Here is a 17283-nt window from a genome sequence, read left to right as displayed (position 1 = left end):
AGTAGCCACTCTGTTTATTTTGAAACTCTTTTCACGCTTGTTAGTAAACACACTCAAATTTACTTACCTAACGAACATTTATTTCTTCCTTCCTTTACTGAAAAGAGAATTACCTTAGCTACGTTTATAACTAGCTCACTTCACCTTGCGCAAAAGAAGCGTACTCACTGCGTTCGCAGTCGCTAATTTTGCACCTATTTGTACTTAATTCCTTTATCATTAAACACATTAGAGATCTTCAGCGTATTAAGCGTTTTAATTAATTGACAGGTATTGGTTTGGAATCCTTCAAAGAGATTTATGAAAGAGCATGTGATAGAAAGTTAGGTGAGCAAAATTTGAAGTTGTTAATATCATCACCACTCACTAAACAAGCGTTATTAGCACACTCAGATTCGCTTTGGCTAGAAGCGTTTACAAAGAAAGTATTTCAAAGTGGTTTTTATTGGTCAGTGATAAATGCAAAGTGGTCTGGTTTTAAAGAGGTGTTCTGGCAGTTTGATATCGATGCATTACTGATGATGTCGCCTGAGCAACTCGAAGAGAAGTCACAGGATGAGCGTATCATCCGTAACTTCAAGAAAGTACAAACGATTCCACATAACTGCTATATGATCTATGAAATTGCACAAAAACATGGCTCATTTGCTAAATTTGTTTCCGATTGGCCTGAAGATAACATTATTGGCCTTTGGGCTGAACTAAAGAAACAGGGTGCGCGATTAGGTGGTAACACTGGGCCTTACGCTTTGCGTGCGATGGGTAAAGATACATTTATTTTGTCACGAGATGTAGAGTCTTATCTTAGAGCACACAAAATCATTGATGGTGGTTTGCAAACAAAGAAATCCCTCACTGCAATTCAGTCTTTTTTTAATAAGCTAGCAGAAGAAAGTGGGTGGTCTTTAACTGCGCTAAGCCAGCTTATTGCTTATAGTGTTGGTGATAACTACGTTAATGTAGATGGGGGTGAATAATGCAGAATGATTATGCGGCAATTACAGAAGGCTTTGCTGTTGATTACCCTATGGCTCAACCAAGTTCAACCAAACTCGTTTTATTTAACAAAGAGCTGTTTGAAAGATTAGAGTTAAATTGGACAGAAGAAGAAATGATCTCTTACCTTTCAGGTTCAAATAGCGTTGAGGGCATTCCAGCATCTGCATTAGCCTATTCAGGTCATCAGTTTGGTCATTTCAATCCAACACTTGGTGATGGTAGAGCGCATTACTTAGGCACTACTCAAGGTAACAATCCCTTTGATTTACAGCTAAAAGGCTCTGGGGCAACACCATTTTCTCGTGGCGGTGATGGGTTTTGTGCACTTGGCCCAGCAGTACGAGAGTTTGTGATGAGCCAAGCTATTCAGTCCCTTGGGGTTAAAACAACAGAATGTTTGTCTGTAATCACAACAGGCAACGATGTTTATAGGCAGGGCTATGTGCCAGGTGCGGTAGTTTGCCGTGTGGCATCTAGCCATATAAGGGTTGGTTCTTTTCAATATTTAGCGTTACAGCAAGATAAATCGGGCATGGAACGTTTATTAGAACTTGCGATTAAGCGGCATTACCCACAAATTCAATCTGAAGGTGATGATAGAGTATGTGATTTCTTAAAGCATGTTTGTAACAACCAAATCTCATTGATTATTGATTGGTTAAGAGTGGGCTTTATTCACGGAGTTATGAATACCGATAATTGTTTGGTGTCTGGCGAGACCATCGACTTTGGGCCGTGCGCCATGCTTGAGGCTTTCGATTTCAATGCTGTATTCAGCTCTATAGATAAACAAGGTCGCTACGCATTTGGTCAGCAACCAAATATCGCCCACTGGAATTGTGCACGTTTAGCAGAATCTCTGATGTTAATTATGGCGTGTGATGAAGAGCAGGCGCTCGAAAAGCTGACCGGTGTGCTGACTGATTTTTCTAAGTCTTTCAACGCAGCCTACCATACTATGTGGGCACAGAAATTAGGGTTACCAGATTGGCGTGATTCAGATAGCGACCTCCTCTCGGAATTGTTGGTGTTAATGAAGAATCACCAACTAGATTACACCAATACTTTTGCTGCATTGACTTCCTTGGCAATAAACAAAGAAGTATTGTTTACGCTCCCTGCAGAATTGCATGAATGGGTAGCAAAATGGCAAACAAGGATCTCAGTGTATGATGTTGCCGAGGTGGCTACTTTGATGTCAAAGGCAAACCCAGCCATTGTGCCGCGTAATGAATTAGTCGAAAAAGTCATAGAGGAATTTTATGAAAAAGGACACAGCCCTTTACTTGAAAAGTGGCTACCTATGTTAAATAACCCATATGATTATCAAGAATATGACCAAGTATTTACTGCGCGTCATTCGAAACCTGAAACCTATCAAACTTTCTGTGGTACATAATGCAAATCAGTTCTGGTGAACCGCTAACTTGGCAAACAATTAAACAGGGTGTGCTTGCACATCGTAAGTCGCTTATTTATGCCCATATCATAGCACTATTGGCCGCACTAGTTAGTGTGCCTATACCCTTAATGATGCCCTTATTAGTAGATGAAGTTCTACTCGAAAAGCCAGGCGCAGCCATTGAGTTTATGAATACGCTTTTGCCTGATTCTGCACACAATGCAGTTGGCTATATTCTCTTTGTTTTATTGAGTGTTGTGCTGATGCGATTATCGGCATTGGTGTTGGGTGTTTTACAATCTCGACAATTTACAATTATTGGGAAAGACATCAGTTTTCAAGTTCGCAGTTTGCTGTTAAATCATTTGCCATTAGTACAACTCAAAGAATATGAAACGCAAGGTGGTGGCGCGATCAGTTCTCGCTGTATTACTGATGTTGAAACACTTGATAACTTTATTAGCCAAACCTTGTCACGGTTTCTAATTAGCTTGTTAACTATTATTGGCACCGCAGTTATTTTGCTTTGGATAGACCTAACATTAGGAGCCATTATTCTTCTGTTGAACCCTGCTGTTATTTATTTCTCAAGACAGTTTGGCAAACGTGTTAAAGATCTAAAGAAAAAAGAAAATGGCGCATTTGAGGCGTTTCAATCTTCACTGGTAGAAACTTTAGATGCGATTGCGCAGTTAAAAGCAATTCGCCGTGAAGGAAAATATTTCGAGCAAGTAAAAGCAACAGCAAAAGATCTAAAGCATTATTCTGTTCAATCTCAATGGAAGACTGATGCAGTTAGTCGTCTTAGTTTTACTATTTTCCTACTCGGTTTTGAGGTGTTTAGAGCCATTGCGATGATCATGGTGGTGTTTGCAGACCTAACGGTTGGGCAAATTTTCGCGGTGTTTGGTTACCTTTGGTTTATGATGGGGCCAGTGCAAGAGCTATTAGGTATGCAATATGCCTACTATGGTGCATCCGCTGCATTACAGCGTTTGAACCAAGTATTTGCTTTTGAGACGGAGAAACCTGCAGCGACTCCAAGTGTTAAAGCATTTAAAAATCCGCAAGTAGATATTCGTTTTGAACAGGTTCACTTTGGTTATCACAGTGAGCAACCGGTGCTAAAAAACGTTTCTATGCATATCCCTGCGGGTAAGAAAGTTGCGGTTGTCGCTGTTTCTGGCGGCGGTAAGTCAACGTTAGTGCAATTGCTATTAGGCTTATATGAGAAGCAATCTGGCAGCATTTTTATTGATGATAAACAAATAGAGCAAATTGGTTATCTACAAGTCAGAGAGCATGTTGCGACCGTACTGCAGCAACCCGTTATGCTGAATGCCTCAGTGAGAGAAAACCTATCAATGGGCGGTCAGTTTACTGATGAGCAACTGTGGCAAGCTTTGGCGACTGCTGAACTAACTGAAACCATAGAAAAGTTAGATGAACAACTAGATGCTTTAATTGGCCGTAATGGAGTGCGTTTATCAGGTGGTCAAAAACAGCGCTTAGCAATCGCTAGAATGGTATTAGCAGATCCTAAAGTGGTTATTCTAGATGAAGCAACATCGGCATTAGATATAGAGACAGAAGCAAAAATTCATCGTAACTTAACTCAGTTTTTAAAAAATCGAACAACTCTGATTATTGCTCACAGGCTAAGCGCAATTTCTCAAGCTGATTTGATCTATGTATTAGATGATGGTGAAGTATCAGCGTTCGGTGAGCATAACACACTGATAAGGCAAGAAGGTTTATATCAGACGCTATTTTCTCATCAGTTGTAATGTGAATGTTGAATGAACAATTTAATATTAAAGTATTAAGTAAAGATTAAGCTTGGCTCTTCTACTATAATCACACACAAGCGACGAACTGAGTTGCTTATCTTGATTATAAATGGGGAATGACAATGAAATTTAAAATGCTAAGCCTTGCAGTAGCTATTTTAGCTACATCAGCAGTTAATGCTAAAGAGCAAAAGGAAGGTGTATACCTAGGTGTATTCGGCGATTACTACAAAGCTAAGTGGCAACAAATGCGAGATGCAGCGGGTGTAAATGTTGACGACTCAACATCATGGGGTGCAGAGCTAGGTTATCGTTTTAACGACTATTGGAGTGCACGTTTAGAGTACGCTGATATGGATTTTGATTTGTCCGGTTCAAAAACAGGTTCTTTAAGTGGCGATCGTTTTGGTGTTGACGGACTTTATCACTTTGATGGTGGTCCTTTCTATGCATTGTTTGGCCTGAAATCAATCGATGCTTTCACATCAAATACATTTGCTAATGTAGGTGCAGGCTATCGTCATCATTTAACTGATAACTTATTTGTAAATGCTGAAACAGCACTCTACCAAGGTTTAGATCGCGGTTATACAGATGTAGGTGCAAAATTAGGTATTAACTATGCGTTTGGCGCTACTTCTTCAAAGCCTGTTAAAGCAGCTCCTGCACCAGCACCAATTGCTAAGCCTGAACCAAAGCCTGTTGTTCAAGCTCCTAAAGATGCAGACAAAGATGGCATTATTGATGCTGAAGATCGCTGTGCTAATACGCCTATGACGGATGCAGTAGATGCGAGTGGTTGCACGCTTTATAAGGATGAAGAAGTGACAGTGAGTCTATTAGTACGCTTCCCGAATAATAACTCAGCTGTTTCTCAGCAATATTTAAATGACATTGATGCTGTAGTGAATTTCTTAAATGAATTCCCTGAGACGACCGTACGTTTAGAGGGGCACACATCTGCAGTTGGTAAGGCAGAATATAATAAATGGCTATCTCAAAAGCGTGCAGATTCAGTTGCGAAGCAGCTAATCGAAGAAGGTATTGACGCGAGTCGAGTGAGCGCAATTGGTTACGGTGAGGAGCGCTTAAAGAACACAGCTAATACTGAAGAAGCACATGCACAAAATAGACGTGTAGAAGCGAAATTGATTTCGGTTAAACGTGTAAAAGTGAAGCGCTAAAATAAAGAGCGCTGATAAATACTAAAGCCAGCTTATGCTGGCTTTTTTGTACAATATTTTCAGGTTGTTTAAGTTTAAAACTCTTAATAAGCAACTTGTTTAAGTAAGAAGTTAACAATACCATTATCAAAATTACACTTTTTACCGATATGATGATCATTGAAAAGGGTTGACCGCGACTTTGTTCAATTACCATTAATGACTTAATTATTGATGTAAGCGTATCCGGGCTGTCTTACTTTATTAAGCTTCTGTTAATAATCTTTCTTGACTAAGTGCTTGGGTGTATTAAAATTGTTCAACAAATGTAATAAGTTGTAATCAGGGATTGGGCTACACTTAACCTTGAATTACTCACTTTTAGCTCAAGGTTTAATTATGAAAAAGGCTTTTCTCCTTTCTAGTATTCTACTTTCAACTTCTGCCGTTGCTGCTCCGAATCCATCTTTTAGTGAAGTGCGTTTAGGTTTCGAGTCCATTGACTATAACGAGCAATTAAACAATGTCGCAGGTATTACGGATTTAAAACAAAAGGCTTCTGTTACTAACCCTGCTATTCGTCAGCTTTCTTATACTGGTATTGATGACGACTGGGGGTTTTATATTGCCAGTGCCGCAACTATTGCAACGTCTATTGACACTGAAGTATGGACGGCTGAGGAGTTTGGTGATGTTCAGCAAAATGACTTTAAAATTAAAGCGAATGAAATTGCTTTGTCTATGGCCTATAACTTAAGCAAATCAGTGCAGCTAACTTTTGGAACACGCATTCATACGTCTAGCTTTACGCGTTCAAGCTTTAAATTAGGTGCTGGTGCAAACAGTTTTGATGAAGCTTTAAAAGCGCTAGGTGAAGGAGATGATTTACCAAGGTTCGATTTACCAGGACAGCGCAAAGAGGCGACTGATATTCTTGCTAACAACCCGAGTTATTTAACCCCGGTTATTTCTATTACCGAAGACCAGATGGGTATTTTAGGCGCAGTAGGTATTCGTTACGATAGCCGTTTGGCCGACACTTTCAATAATGTGAGTTGGTATGCAGAAACAGAAATAAGCACGCCATTTTACTCTCGAACTCAAAATACCAGTATTGAATCTGTGACACTAACAGACAGCTTCAATGGTTGGGGAGTAATGGGCAGAGCGGGTGTACGTTATCAACTTATGGACCATATTGCATTGATGGTTGGCGTAGATGCGCAATATAAAGAGCGCGATAAAATTTCAGAAGAAGTAGATGGTCGTCGTAGAACAGTACCTAATATTAAATTTGAAAATGTATCAATTTCAGCGGGTGTACAATGGAGCTATTAAAAATGAGAAGAGCAGCGATTGTTGTAGCCATAACCGCTTTGTCCTTGTCTGGTTGTAAAACACTCGACGCTGTACCTGGAGGGTTAGGTGATTTAGTCGGCAGTAAACAAGTCGATCAAGCACAAGTTCAAGCAGCCTATAGCAAAGCTCAAGAGGCTTACACATCGGCTCAAACAGCGATGCAAAATGCCTCGTCTCAGTCATTAAGTGACTATGATCCTGAGCGCGTTAAAGATGCCAATAAAATTTGGAGTGATTTACAGGAAGAGTTTGCTGAGCTTCAGGCTAAGCCTGAAAGGGCCTTAGATAAAGCATCTTTATTTTCTTCGAATACGGTTGCTGATGAAGTCATGGAGCAGTCACAAAATATCATTGCGCTGATCACAAGTGCTGAGAATTCAAAAAATGCCATTGTTGCTGTTCTTGAACCGATTAGGGCGCACTTTTTAGTTTTGGACAATATTGAAACGCAAAAGAACTTTTCAAAACAATATACACAATTAGTTGAGCGCCATGATGAATTGAAAGCGCTTTTAATTGAAGGTGAACAAGCCAAAGTTGAAGAGTATTTGCCTGAATTTAGTCAGCGCTTACATAACCTCGAACAAGATGCTGTAGAGCAGTTTTATTTAGGCGAAGTGTTTTCACAGTTAAAGTCATTAGCTAATTCAGAAAAATCAGAGGTTTTGCCATCTGTGTATGCCGATGTAAAAGACACTGCCGAAACAGCCCAAGCTTTTGCAAGAAATAATGTTCGAGACTATGACGGGATTAAAGATAAAACGCGACTTGCTGAGCTGCAAATACAACGTATTAACAGCCTTTTCTCTGAGCATAAATCTCGAGAGCAGGCACTTAAGAGCGAAAGTGTAGAGGCACAACTTCTGGCGCTTGAAACACAGTTATTTCAACTAACTCAAAAAGCTGGGTTGGGAGACTTAAGACATTTAAGCTTTTCTGATCAATTAAATGAACTGAAAAAAGCATTATAATAATTCAAAATACTTCAATAATTTCATAACAATATAAAATATATTTGCAAAGGGACTTACAAATTCTATTGATATGGAATTTGCCCTTGCATACATATTTGGAAATGGAGACCACAATGCGTATGCATCTATCAAGAAAGTTCGCACTGAGCTTGTTATCGACAAGTTTAATGCTCACTGGCTGTGGAGGAGGGAGTGATGATACTCCTGATTCTGGTGGTGGCGGTACCCCGCCTCCGGCCCCTGAAAATAAAAAACCGACCGTCACCATAGAGGCACTGACAGAAGCCAAAGAGCAAGTTGCTTTTACACTAAAGGCAACTGCAAGTGATGAAGATGGTTCTGTTGAGTCTTTTTATTGGACTCATGATTCTCAACTAGATTTAAAACCTGAAAATACAGATTCAGAGTCTGCGACTTTCACCGTGCCTGATATATCAGAAGATATAACAGTAGGCTTCACGGTAACTGTCACCGATGATGACGGTGACACAGCTTCTTCGACTCAATCTGTCACAATTAAGCGTAAAGTTTCCAGTGTTACGATCACAGGTATTGTAACCGACGGGCCAATTGAAAATGCATTAGTCACAGTGACTGCGGGTAATAGCACTGTGGATGCTCAAGCGGATGACAAAGGCGCTTATTCAATTACTGCCATCGTGGATGAAAGTGAAGTTGATCAGCTTGTTACTTTAACAGCTAAGGGTCAGCCAGACTCGACAAAAGCATTTGTTGAGTTTAAATCTCAGTTGCCTTCAACCAATACACTGCAAAGTTTGGCGGGTGATGATGCCGTTTTAACAAAAGAAGAAAGTTTTGCGGTTAATGTTACTAACGTATCAACAGCTGAGTATGCGCTACTACAGCGTGATGGTGGAGCACCACAAAATGAAGCTGAGTTAGAAAACCGCCTAAAAGGTATCGATGCGCAAGAAAAGTTAGAATTAGCAGCGTTGATCAAAACGGTTGTTGATTATGGTGTTGAGTTACCTGATGACGTTAAATCAACGCTTGACCTTGTAACAAGCAAAGAAAACGCAGAAAAAACAAAAACTGAAATTCAGAAAACTCAACCTGAAGTTTTAGAAAAAGCACTTAAAGACATCAAAGAAGATGAAGAACTACTTGAAGCCGTGTCAGGAAGCTTACTTGGTGACTTTATTATTAATAAGCCGCGTGCGTATAACAACCGAGCAATCCACCTTACCTTAAACGGTGCAGATGACGGTGCTACTTCTGGTGAAGCGGTTATTTCAGCTAGCCAAGCTGTAAAGACCACATGGCAAGTCATCGACGGTGTAGTAAAGGTTGACTTAACTGAAGACAATCTGCTGCTTGACAGTTGGACTGATGGAGCTAAAAAGTACGAGAAGAGACTCTCATCACTCGAGTTTTCGTTATTAGAAGATAAAGATGCGTTCACAGTTATTGAAATCAGTAAGGCTGATGTCGAACAGTACGAAAACGGTGAACAAAAAAGCGTTATCAGTTCCGGTCCTCTTTTAGGCGTAGCGAATCTATTCAAAAAATCAGAGACCTTTGCGCTTGATGCGCAGGCATGGCAAGGCACATGGGCAATTCAAAGCTTCAATGACAACCAGCAAGACGATGAAGTATTCGTTTTTACGATTGACTCTGAAGGTAATATTTCTGACGAAGATGGCTCTACTTTAGGTTGGACGCTTGATGCAAATGGCCAATTAACCATTACCTACAACGATGAAGGCACTGAACAGGTTATTACTTTCTGGCTCACGAAAGAGTGGAAAGAAGATGCAGTTTATCAAGCCGTTGGTTTAGATAACAGCGGTAAGAAAGAAACCTTCTATGGTCTTTTTGTTAAGCTAGATGACGTCGAAATCAATGAGGAAAATATTGTTGGTCGTTGGCGCGTTGGTTTAGGCCATACAATGGACGACTATGATGTCAATATTCTACCAGATCTAAGTGTGGAAGCGGGTTTAAGCCGTACACCAATAGTGGCAAGGGTTGAAGATGGTATCATTCATCGTGGTATTTATAGTCTTGATGGTGAAAACGTAGATTTCTGTGATACCAGCGAAGAAAACTGTACGGCCTACTACAGAAGCGAACTAGAAATTCTGAATACGGATGACGAAATCTGGTTTGGTTATCACCAAGAGTGGCGTGCAAACAGCCTAGGCGAATTAGAGTTGTCAGATGCAGGGCTGTATATATATGAAAAGACAGATCTTGCATATGATGAATTCGAAGCTGAAATGTTGGCATTTGATGCCACATTAAATTACTTCGATGGAGAAAAATACGCAGAGTTATCTATCTCGCCAAACGCTGACAATAGCTATAGCGTGACCATTGATGGCGTAACTTATGTCGCACAACTTGTTGAAGGCGCGCTTGAGTACACCTATACCGATGGCGTTACATATCGCATTTCATTAGAAGGGTATGAAGCCGGTTCATTATCTGTGTGCCTTTTCGATAAGTCTAAAGGCTGTGATTCAGACACAAACCTATTAACACTCAACACTGCTAAACCGAGCTTTACAGTTGAAACCAATGTAGGTGAAAACGGTAAAGTGACGCCAGAGCAGGCTGAGCTGCTTTATGACGAGCATATAGCATTGTCAATTTTACCTGATTTTGGTTTTGCCATTGATCAGGTAACAGGCTGTAATGGAACGCTGCAGGGCAGACAATACCTAATTGGTGAACTCACCGAAAATTGTCAAGTTGACGTTAGCTTTAAAGAGGCTGACGCATCGAGTGATGGCGTGATCAGTGACTTAACCTTCTACAACCCAGACTACTATCGTAGCAGCGTTTATCAAGTGACGCTGAAGAATGATGGCACGGCGACTTTGTCAAGTTCAAACTATTCGGTCGATGCGCTATGGAGCGACGAAGAAGGTGTAATCAAGGTCACACCAATTGAAGAGCTTATCACTTGGAATAATGATTATTTAGGTTACTTTCAAGGCTGGAAAGATGTACTTGAGAGCATTGAGTTCGAAATTGTTGATGCAAAAGAGCAAGAGTATGAGTTTACTGCCAATATAACTCGTTATAACTCTCAAGATGGTCAACCAACCGATGAAGAGTCTCGCCCAAATAGCTTTAACACGTTTGCATTTAATACCAGTGAGTTAGGTGTACCTTTCCCTGAACTTGCGGGTAAAGAGTGGAGCTTATCGGTATTTGATGATGTTGTTGCGATTAAATTTGCTGAAGGCGGTAGTGCAGAAGTTCGCAGTATTGAAGAATCTGAAACTGAAATGGCCACTTGGTCAATTGATGAGAATGATGTTCTGACCTTTAACTTAGAAGATGGTAATCAAGTTCAGCTTGTTAATACTAAAGACATCAGTGTTGGCTTACAAGCTATCGCCAAAGAGTTTGACAGTGAAGGTCGTTTAATTGCGTCTGGTGCTGCGCTGATGGTAGAGCGTGGTGACATTACAATTACCAAAGATAACTTTGTTGGTGCGCATTATCAGACTTATGGTGAATTAGAAGATGCAACTAGCAGCGGGTATATCATCTATGAAGATGGTCATATTGGCAGTTTGATGTCGAGTTTTGGCCCACAAGGTGTCTTTGATGATAACGGTTACACTAGATATCTATATCGAGATTTTAATACGCATCAAGCACATTGTGATCAGGCATCTCCATCATGCGCTTTAAATACTCAAGTAGATTATCGTTTAATTGCGCAAGATGAAAATCGTTACTTCATTGAAAGGGTGTGGAATCGTTATAATTATCAAGGTTCAGGTGAATTAGTTAGTGCAGCTTCTTTGCTCTGGACGGTTGAATTTACAGGTTCAACAAAAGTCACTGAGTTTAATGAAAATAATCTATATGGTCGTTTGTTTGAGATACTGCCAGATTCAGCAGTAGAATGGCGATTCTATAGTGAATATGACGCTGAGCAAGAGGAATCACAATTCTTCTTAAGTTTGGATGAGGATGAAACTCGTCATCTTGAACTTGCAGGTGGAAAACTTAACTACTATGAGCCGCTAGAAGACACTGACTATGTAATCGAGTTGGTTGATAACGATCAAAATGGAATTGTAGTTTGTCGTTATGAGCAGGGCTTTGCTTGTCAAGAAGACGATAAAGTAACACTGGTAAAAGAAAAACCAGCCTACGAAGTGACTATCGAGTCTGACGTGAATGGCAAGTTAACGGATATGTATGACAGTGACCATATATACCGTCATGGCGACACAGTTAGATTCGAAATCAGACCTGACTATGGCTTTGCACCAAAAGCAATCGAAGGGTGTAATGGTTACAGAGATGGTGGCGATTATGTTATCGATGCCCTGACCAGCGATTGTACGATCACAGCAAGCTTCGAAGAGTTTACGCCACTGTCAGAGCAGGCTTCGATCACTGATGAAAAACTGGCGATTTGTGTTGATAAGCAGTCACATGAACGACGTTTCTGGGCTTTAGATGAAGTCACAGCGCTACAATGTGATCATCAATATAATGGCATAAATAACTTAGCTGAACTTGCAGTATTCCCTAACTTAGAGAGTATTGATTTACATAACATTGATATTGCTGATGTCGATCTATCTGCGTTAACAGCGTTAACCAGTGTGAGCATTGACTACAGCTACAATGAAAGATTCAACAGCTTAACCGTGGCTGCCCCAGAAAATATTATTGCACTGTCATTGCGTGGTAATAGACTGAGTGATGCTCAACTTGAAGGCTTGAGGCTGAATGAGTATATCAATCTGCAACATCTTGACTTAGATTCCAATGTTATCACTAAGCTTGATCCATCTGTCTTTGAGCAATTGCAGTATCTTTCTGTCTCTCACAATGAGCTGACATCAATTGATTTGTCTAATAACCTAGACTTAATTTCTCTTTGGGTTGTTGACAATGAATTAACGCAGATTGATGTTAGCAATAATACAATGCTAGAAAAACTTGGTATCTCGTTTAACGATATTGAAAGTCTAGATGTCAGCAATAACACATTGATTGACAATATTTATGCAGATAGCACAGGTCTAGTAACTGTTACTGGTTTAGAGAATAGCGAACGTAAATGGGGTTATTTTGAGTTCCATAACAACCCGCTTTCAGATGAAACGGTCGATGAGCTAGAGCGCTTAAAACAAGAAGAAGGGTTTAACAATATCCATTACTCTCGTGCGCAATTAGTTACTATCAGCGCAGGTGAAAATGGACAGGTGAATGACACTGAAGTACTTGTAGGTCAGGAGCCGGTAAGTGTGTATATCCAGCCAGATGAAGGGTATGAAGTAGCAAGTATTTCAGGTTGTGATGCAGAAAACGACCAAGTAACACTTCTGAATGCGAAACACTTAGAAATCACCTCAGTGACACAAGCATGTACTATCAATGTTGAGTTTACTGAAGCGGTGCCGCTTGCGACTAAGCTTGAAATTCCTGAAGACAATGTTGCTCTAACTAAATGTTTAAATGACTCTGGTTATATTTGGGCTGAGCAGGTTAAATATTTGAACTGTTGGCGAGATATCCAAGATTTTAGCCCGCTAGCTAAGTTACCTGCACTTCACTCATTGAGTTTGCAAAACCTTTCTGATGACGCTTTAGACTTATCTGCTTTAGAGCACTTAACATCACTTGAGGTCAGCAATTATAACCAAATACCGTTAAATTCGATAACGCTTAACAATTCAGAGCAGTTAACTAGATTAGCTGTTCATAGCGGACTCGACGATATAGCTGTAGAGAGTTTGAACCTAGCTCAATTTAAGAATTTAAAAGAGTTAAACCTATATGGCCACCAATTGACTAAGCTTGATACATCTCAATTGCAACAACTAGAACGTTTGTCATTGAGAAACAATCAGTTATCTGAGTTAAATATATCAGGTAATGCTAAGTTGATGTATTTGAACGCGTCATATAACCAACTAACCGAATTGGATATTAGTAGTAACACTGAGTTAAAAGAGTTAGAAGTATATGACAATGCGCTAACCAGCTTGGACCTCAGCAACAATACCCAGCTACATCATGTGAGTGCTAATTCGAATCAGCTCTCTGAAGTCACTGGTATTGAAAATATCAGCGATAAATGGGCGGGATTATATTTTGAGAGAAATCCATTCACGAACGAAGCGGTTGCAGATCTTGAATACCTTTCTGACATCTACTTCAACTTGTATTATTCACGTATTTATAAGGTTAACTTAAAACCTGGTAATGACGGTGATGTACAAGAGCTGCAAGTTATTTTAGGTGAAGGGGAGCACTACTATACGTCAGTTTATGCAAATAACGGTTTCCAAGTAGCTAGCCTGTCAGGCTGTGGTATTGCAGAAGACAGAGCAAGCCAAGCGAACATTCTGTTCAATGCAAGTCAACTTAAATTGCAAGCCGACACTTTGGTATTTGATGAAAATACTCAAAGTTGTGATCTGACAATTGAGTTTGGTCCAGCAATCGATCTGGCAAAAGAATTAGATATTCAGGATGCAGGCTTATATTCATGTGTAAATAACTCAAACTACATCTGGAAAGAGCAAGTAAAAAGCTTAGGTTGCTACGGTGGTGAAATTCTAGATTTCTCTGAATTAGCTAATGTCACTACACTGACAAGTTTTGAAGTGTATGATGTTCAGTCAGATGCATTAGATTTATCTAAATTATCTAACCTCTCAACTTTGATAGTGTCTAACAGCGATAACTTAACTAACTTAACGTTACCTCAGTCAGAGAAACTAGAAGTATTAGTGTTGAATGGTCTTAATTTAACCAATGAGACGCTTGATAATTCAGGTATTTCAGCGTTAACTAACTTAAAACGCTTAGAGCTTAACGATAATGAATTAGTTAAGTTTGATGCGTCATCTCTCACCCAGCTTGAATACTTAAGTGTGTATCATAACGACATTAAAGAGTTGGTGATTACGGGTAATACGCTCTTAGAAGATTTAAAAGCCGACAATAACCCACTTGTTAGTCTTGATACATCGAGCAATGCCTTCTTGAGACAGTTGCACCTACAAAGAACGGCATTAACTGAACTAGATGTTAGCGCTAATGTACGTTTAGATGGCTTATATGCTTATGAGTCAAGCTTGCAATCAGTTTCAGGTATTGAGTACTTGAAAAACTGGGTACATATCAATTTGGATAATACGCCACTGTCTGAGGATATGGTTGCTGAAATAGAGCGTCTGCGCGACTATGAAGACTACCATAATATTTATTATTCAATCGCTTACCCGGTAACCATTAATACCGACGACAATGGCTATACGTATAATAGTAAAGTTTTCTTACCGAAAGATAAGACGAGAGAAGTTTACTTATATGCGAACGATGGTTTTGAAGTGGGTGAAATTACGGCTACTGGTTGTGATGCGTCACAATATGAACTACTAGACGCAAGCCGTTTAATTGTAGGGCCAATTTCAGAAGCGTGTACGCTGGACGTATCGTTTGTAAAAGCGAAACCATTGTCAGAAAAGGCAGGCATTACTAATGAGTCATTAGCGCAGTGCGTGGACAATACAAATTATATTAAAACAGAACAAGTTAAGTCACTTAGCTGTAGTGTCTATAACGTGGAGAACTTTGCAGAGTTAAGTAAGTTTGAAAATCTACATACGTTAGAGTTATATGACAACCAACAATCAGTGCTTGATTTAACAGGTTTGGCTAATCTGAGATCTCTTTATTTCAGGTACGGGCAGTCTCCTTCAGAGTTAAAACTAACCAATCCTGAATTGCTGGAATCTTTCGTGATTGAGTACATGTACCTCAACGATGATGCTCTAGCGACGTTAGATATTTCTAGGTTTATTGCTTTAAAAGAGCTGCGTTTACGCGGCAATCAGTTAACACAGCTTGATACTTCAGTATTAACCGAACTTGAAGCGTTAGATATTTCAGATAACCAAGTCACAGCGGTTGATTTGAAGACAAACGTTCAACTGCAGTCGTTGCATTTAGGAAATAACCCATTAACTGAACTAAACCTGGCCGAGAACACTCAGTTGCGAAAGTTAGAAGTGTATGAAACTCAGTTGAGTCAGTTAGATGTAAGTAATAACTTGGCACTTCAGCGTGTTAATGCAAGCAATGCGTTTATTGACACTGTAATTGGTATTGAATTTCTTGATGTAGATAAGCTGCAAAGTCTTAATTTCTACTCAAACCCATTAACGCAAGAAATGGTTGATGAGTTTGAACGACTTAAAGGTGAAGGCTATTACATATCTTACTCACTCTCTTACCCTGTTATGGTGAATTTTGATACCACCCAAGCGTGGGGAGATAGTGGTAAGTATCACAGTGATGGTGAAACTAACTTAGATCTATATATTTATCCGAATGATGGCCTTGAGATAGGCACTATCGAAGGGTGTGATGGTCAGTTTGAGTTAGTAGATGCAAACCATTTGATTGTCAAACCTATCACTCAAGCATGTACGTTAGATATCAAGTTTGTAGATAAAGTAGCGCTTGCCGAAAAAGCCGGTATTACGTCAGATAATCAGCCTCTTATGGATTGTGTGAATTATTCTAACTTTATTAAGACAGAGCAAGTTAAAGCGCTAAATTGTTGGGGCTATGACATTCAAAGTTTCACTGAATTAAGTGCTTTTACTAATCTGACTAACTTGGAGTTGAGCTATTTAACCACGCAGAAAGTAGACCTATCATCGGTTGCCTCTTTGAAAGAGCTAACTTTAAATGGTCGTAATACAGATCAGCCACTAATTGAATTAACTTTAGCGAACCCTGAGCAGCTTGAGCGTTTATCTCTATCAGAGAATCAACTTGATGATACTGAATTAGCGCAATTAAACCTTGCGCAATTTACGGGCTTAAAAGAGCTAGTTTTAAGTAATAACCAATTAACTAAGTTTAATGCCGAGTCATTCTCACAGCTTGAAATACTTGAAGTGAATGGTAATAGCCTAAGTGAACTATTACTTACTTCTAACCTATTGCTTCAAAAGTTGCTGGCAGAAGAAAACCAACTTTCAGCTGTAGATGTGAGCAAAAATATTGCGCTGACAGAGCTGCATATTCAAAATAACCCAATCAAGAGTCTGGCTCTAGAAGCTAATACTAAGTTGAATTACGTTAACGCATCTTGGACACACATATCAACTGTAACAGGTATTGATTCAATTGAAGACAAGGGGGTAAGTCTATACTTTGACCCAACACCTATATCAGATGAGACCGCTGGAGAGTTTGAAAGGCTTAAAAATGAGTTAGGTTATTATAATCTATACTATCACAAAGCTTATCCTGTGGTTATTGCTACAAAAGGCGATGGATACGTATATGACACTGAGTTTTTCTTAGGCCCTGATAGCAGTAAAATGGTCAACTTATACACTAATAACAACTCCGTTGTGGAGAGTGTAACAGGCTGTCGTGGCGAGTTCTCTTTAGATGGCACGACACTTACAGTTGGACCTGTAACTGATATCTGTGAAATTAAGGTTGAGTTTGTAGCGCAGTAATAAGCAGTGCTTTCATAACCACAATACTTTCATTAAGTATCTAAAACGCGCCTTTCGAGGCGCGTTTTTTCATGCCCAAATAACCCTTTTAATTAATAAAATGGA

Annotated in this window: 7 protein-coding genes; all 7 read left to right on the top strand. The window is 39.6% G+C overall.

Annotated features, from left to right (window positions below; all coding sequences use genetic code 11):
* Nucleotides 1-278: 278 nt before the first annotated feature.
* Complete coding sequence (locus tag ACXAC4_RS15795) at nt 279-977, top strand: DNA-3-methyladenine glycosylase I (protein WP_475163246.1); 699 nt, start codon at nt 279-281, stop codon at nt 975-977.
* A complete protein-coding gene (locus tag ACXAC4_RS15790) occupies nt 977-2398 on the top strand; it encodes a protein adenylyltransferase SelO (protein ID WP_475163244.1) in 1422 nt (473 codons plus the stop codon). The genes ACXAC4_RS15795 and ACXAC4_RS15790 overlap by 1 nt, the downstream gene beginning before the upstream one ends.
* Nucleotides 2398-4188 (top strand): ABC transporter ATP-binding protein, encoded by a 1791-nt coding sequence (locus ACXAC4_RS15785; RefSeq protein WP_475163243.1) that lies wholly within the window; start codon nt 2398-2400, stop codon nt 4186-4188. The genes ACXAC4_RS15790 and ACXAC4_RS15785 overlap by 1 nt, the downstream gene beginning before the upstream one ends.
* A 125-nt stretch (nt 4189-4313) precedes the next feature.
* Nucleotides 4314-5375 carry an OmpA family protein gene (locus ACXAC4_RS15780; protein WP_475163239.1) on the top strand — a complete coding sequence of 354 codons (1062 nt, stop codon included), beginning with the start codon at nt 4314-4316 and terminating at the stop codon, nt 5373-5375.
* A 378-nt stretch (nt 5376-5753) separates the two neighbouring features.
* On the top strand, nt 5754-6692 hold the full coding sequence (locus ACXAC4_RS15775) for an autotransporter outer membrane beta-barrel domain-containing protein (protein ID WP_475163237.1): 939 nt from the start codon (nt 5754-5756) through the stop codon (nt 6690-6692).
* Between the two features lie 2 nt (nt 6693-6694).
* Entirely contained in the window at nt 6695-7684 is a 990-nt protein-coding gene (locus ACXAC4_RS15770; RefSeq protein ID WP_475163235.1) for a hypothetical protein, read from the top strand.
* 116 nt (nt 7685-7800) lie between these two features.
* Nucleotides 7801-17178 (top strand): leucine-rich repeat domain-containing protein, encoded by a 9378-nt coding sequence (locus ACXAC4_RS15765; protein ID WP_475163234.1) that lies wholly within the window; start codon nt 7801-7803, stop codon nt 17176-17178.
* Nucleotides 17179-17283: the final 105 nt, after the last annotated feature.

The sequence above is a fragment of the Pseudoalteromonas sp. AWM4_233 genome, assembly GCF_056158285.1.
This window is presented reverse-complemented; position numbering and strand designations above follow the sequence as displayed.

Bases quoted from the DNA above. Each gene is read 5' to 3' on its own strand.
- ACXAC4_RS15790 (WP_475163244.1), top strand. From the start codon at position 977: ATGCAGAATGATTATGCGGCAATTACAGAAGGCTTTGCTGTTGATTAC.
- ACXAC4_RS15780 (WP_475163239.1), top strand. From the start codon at position 4,314: ATGAAATTTAAAATGCTAAGCCTTGCAGTAGCTATTTTAGCTACATCA.
- ACXAC4_RS15765 (WP_475163234.1), top strand. From the start codon at position 7,801: ATGCGTATGCATCTATCAAGAAAGTTCGCACTGAGCTTGTTATCGACA.
- ACXAC4_RS15785 (WP_475163243.1), top strand. From the start codon at position 2,398: ATGCAAATCAGTTCTGGTGAACCGCTAACTTGGCAAACAATTAAACAG.
- ACXAC4_RS15775 (WP_475163237.1), top strand. From the start codon at position 5,754: ATGAAAAAGGCTTTTCTCCTTTCTAGTATTCTACTTTCAACTTCTGCC.
- ACXAC4_RS15770 (WP_475163235.1), top strand. From the start codon at position 6,695: ATGAGAAGAGCAGCGATTGTTGTAGCCATAACCGCTTTGTCCTTGTCT.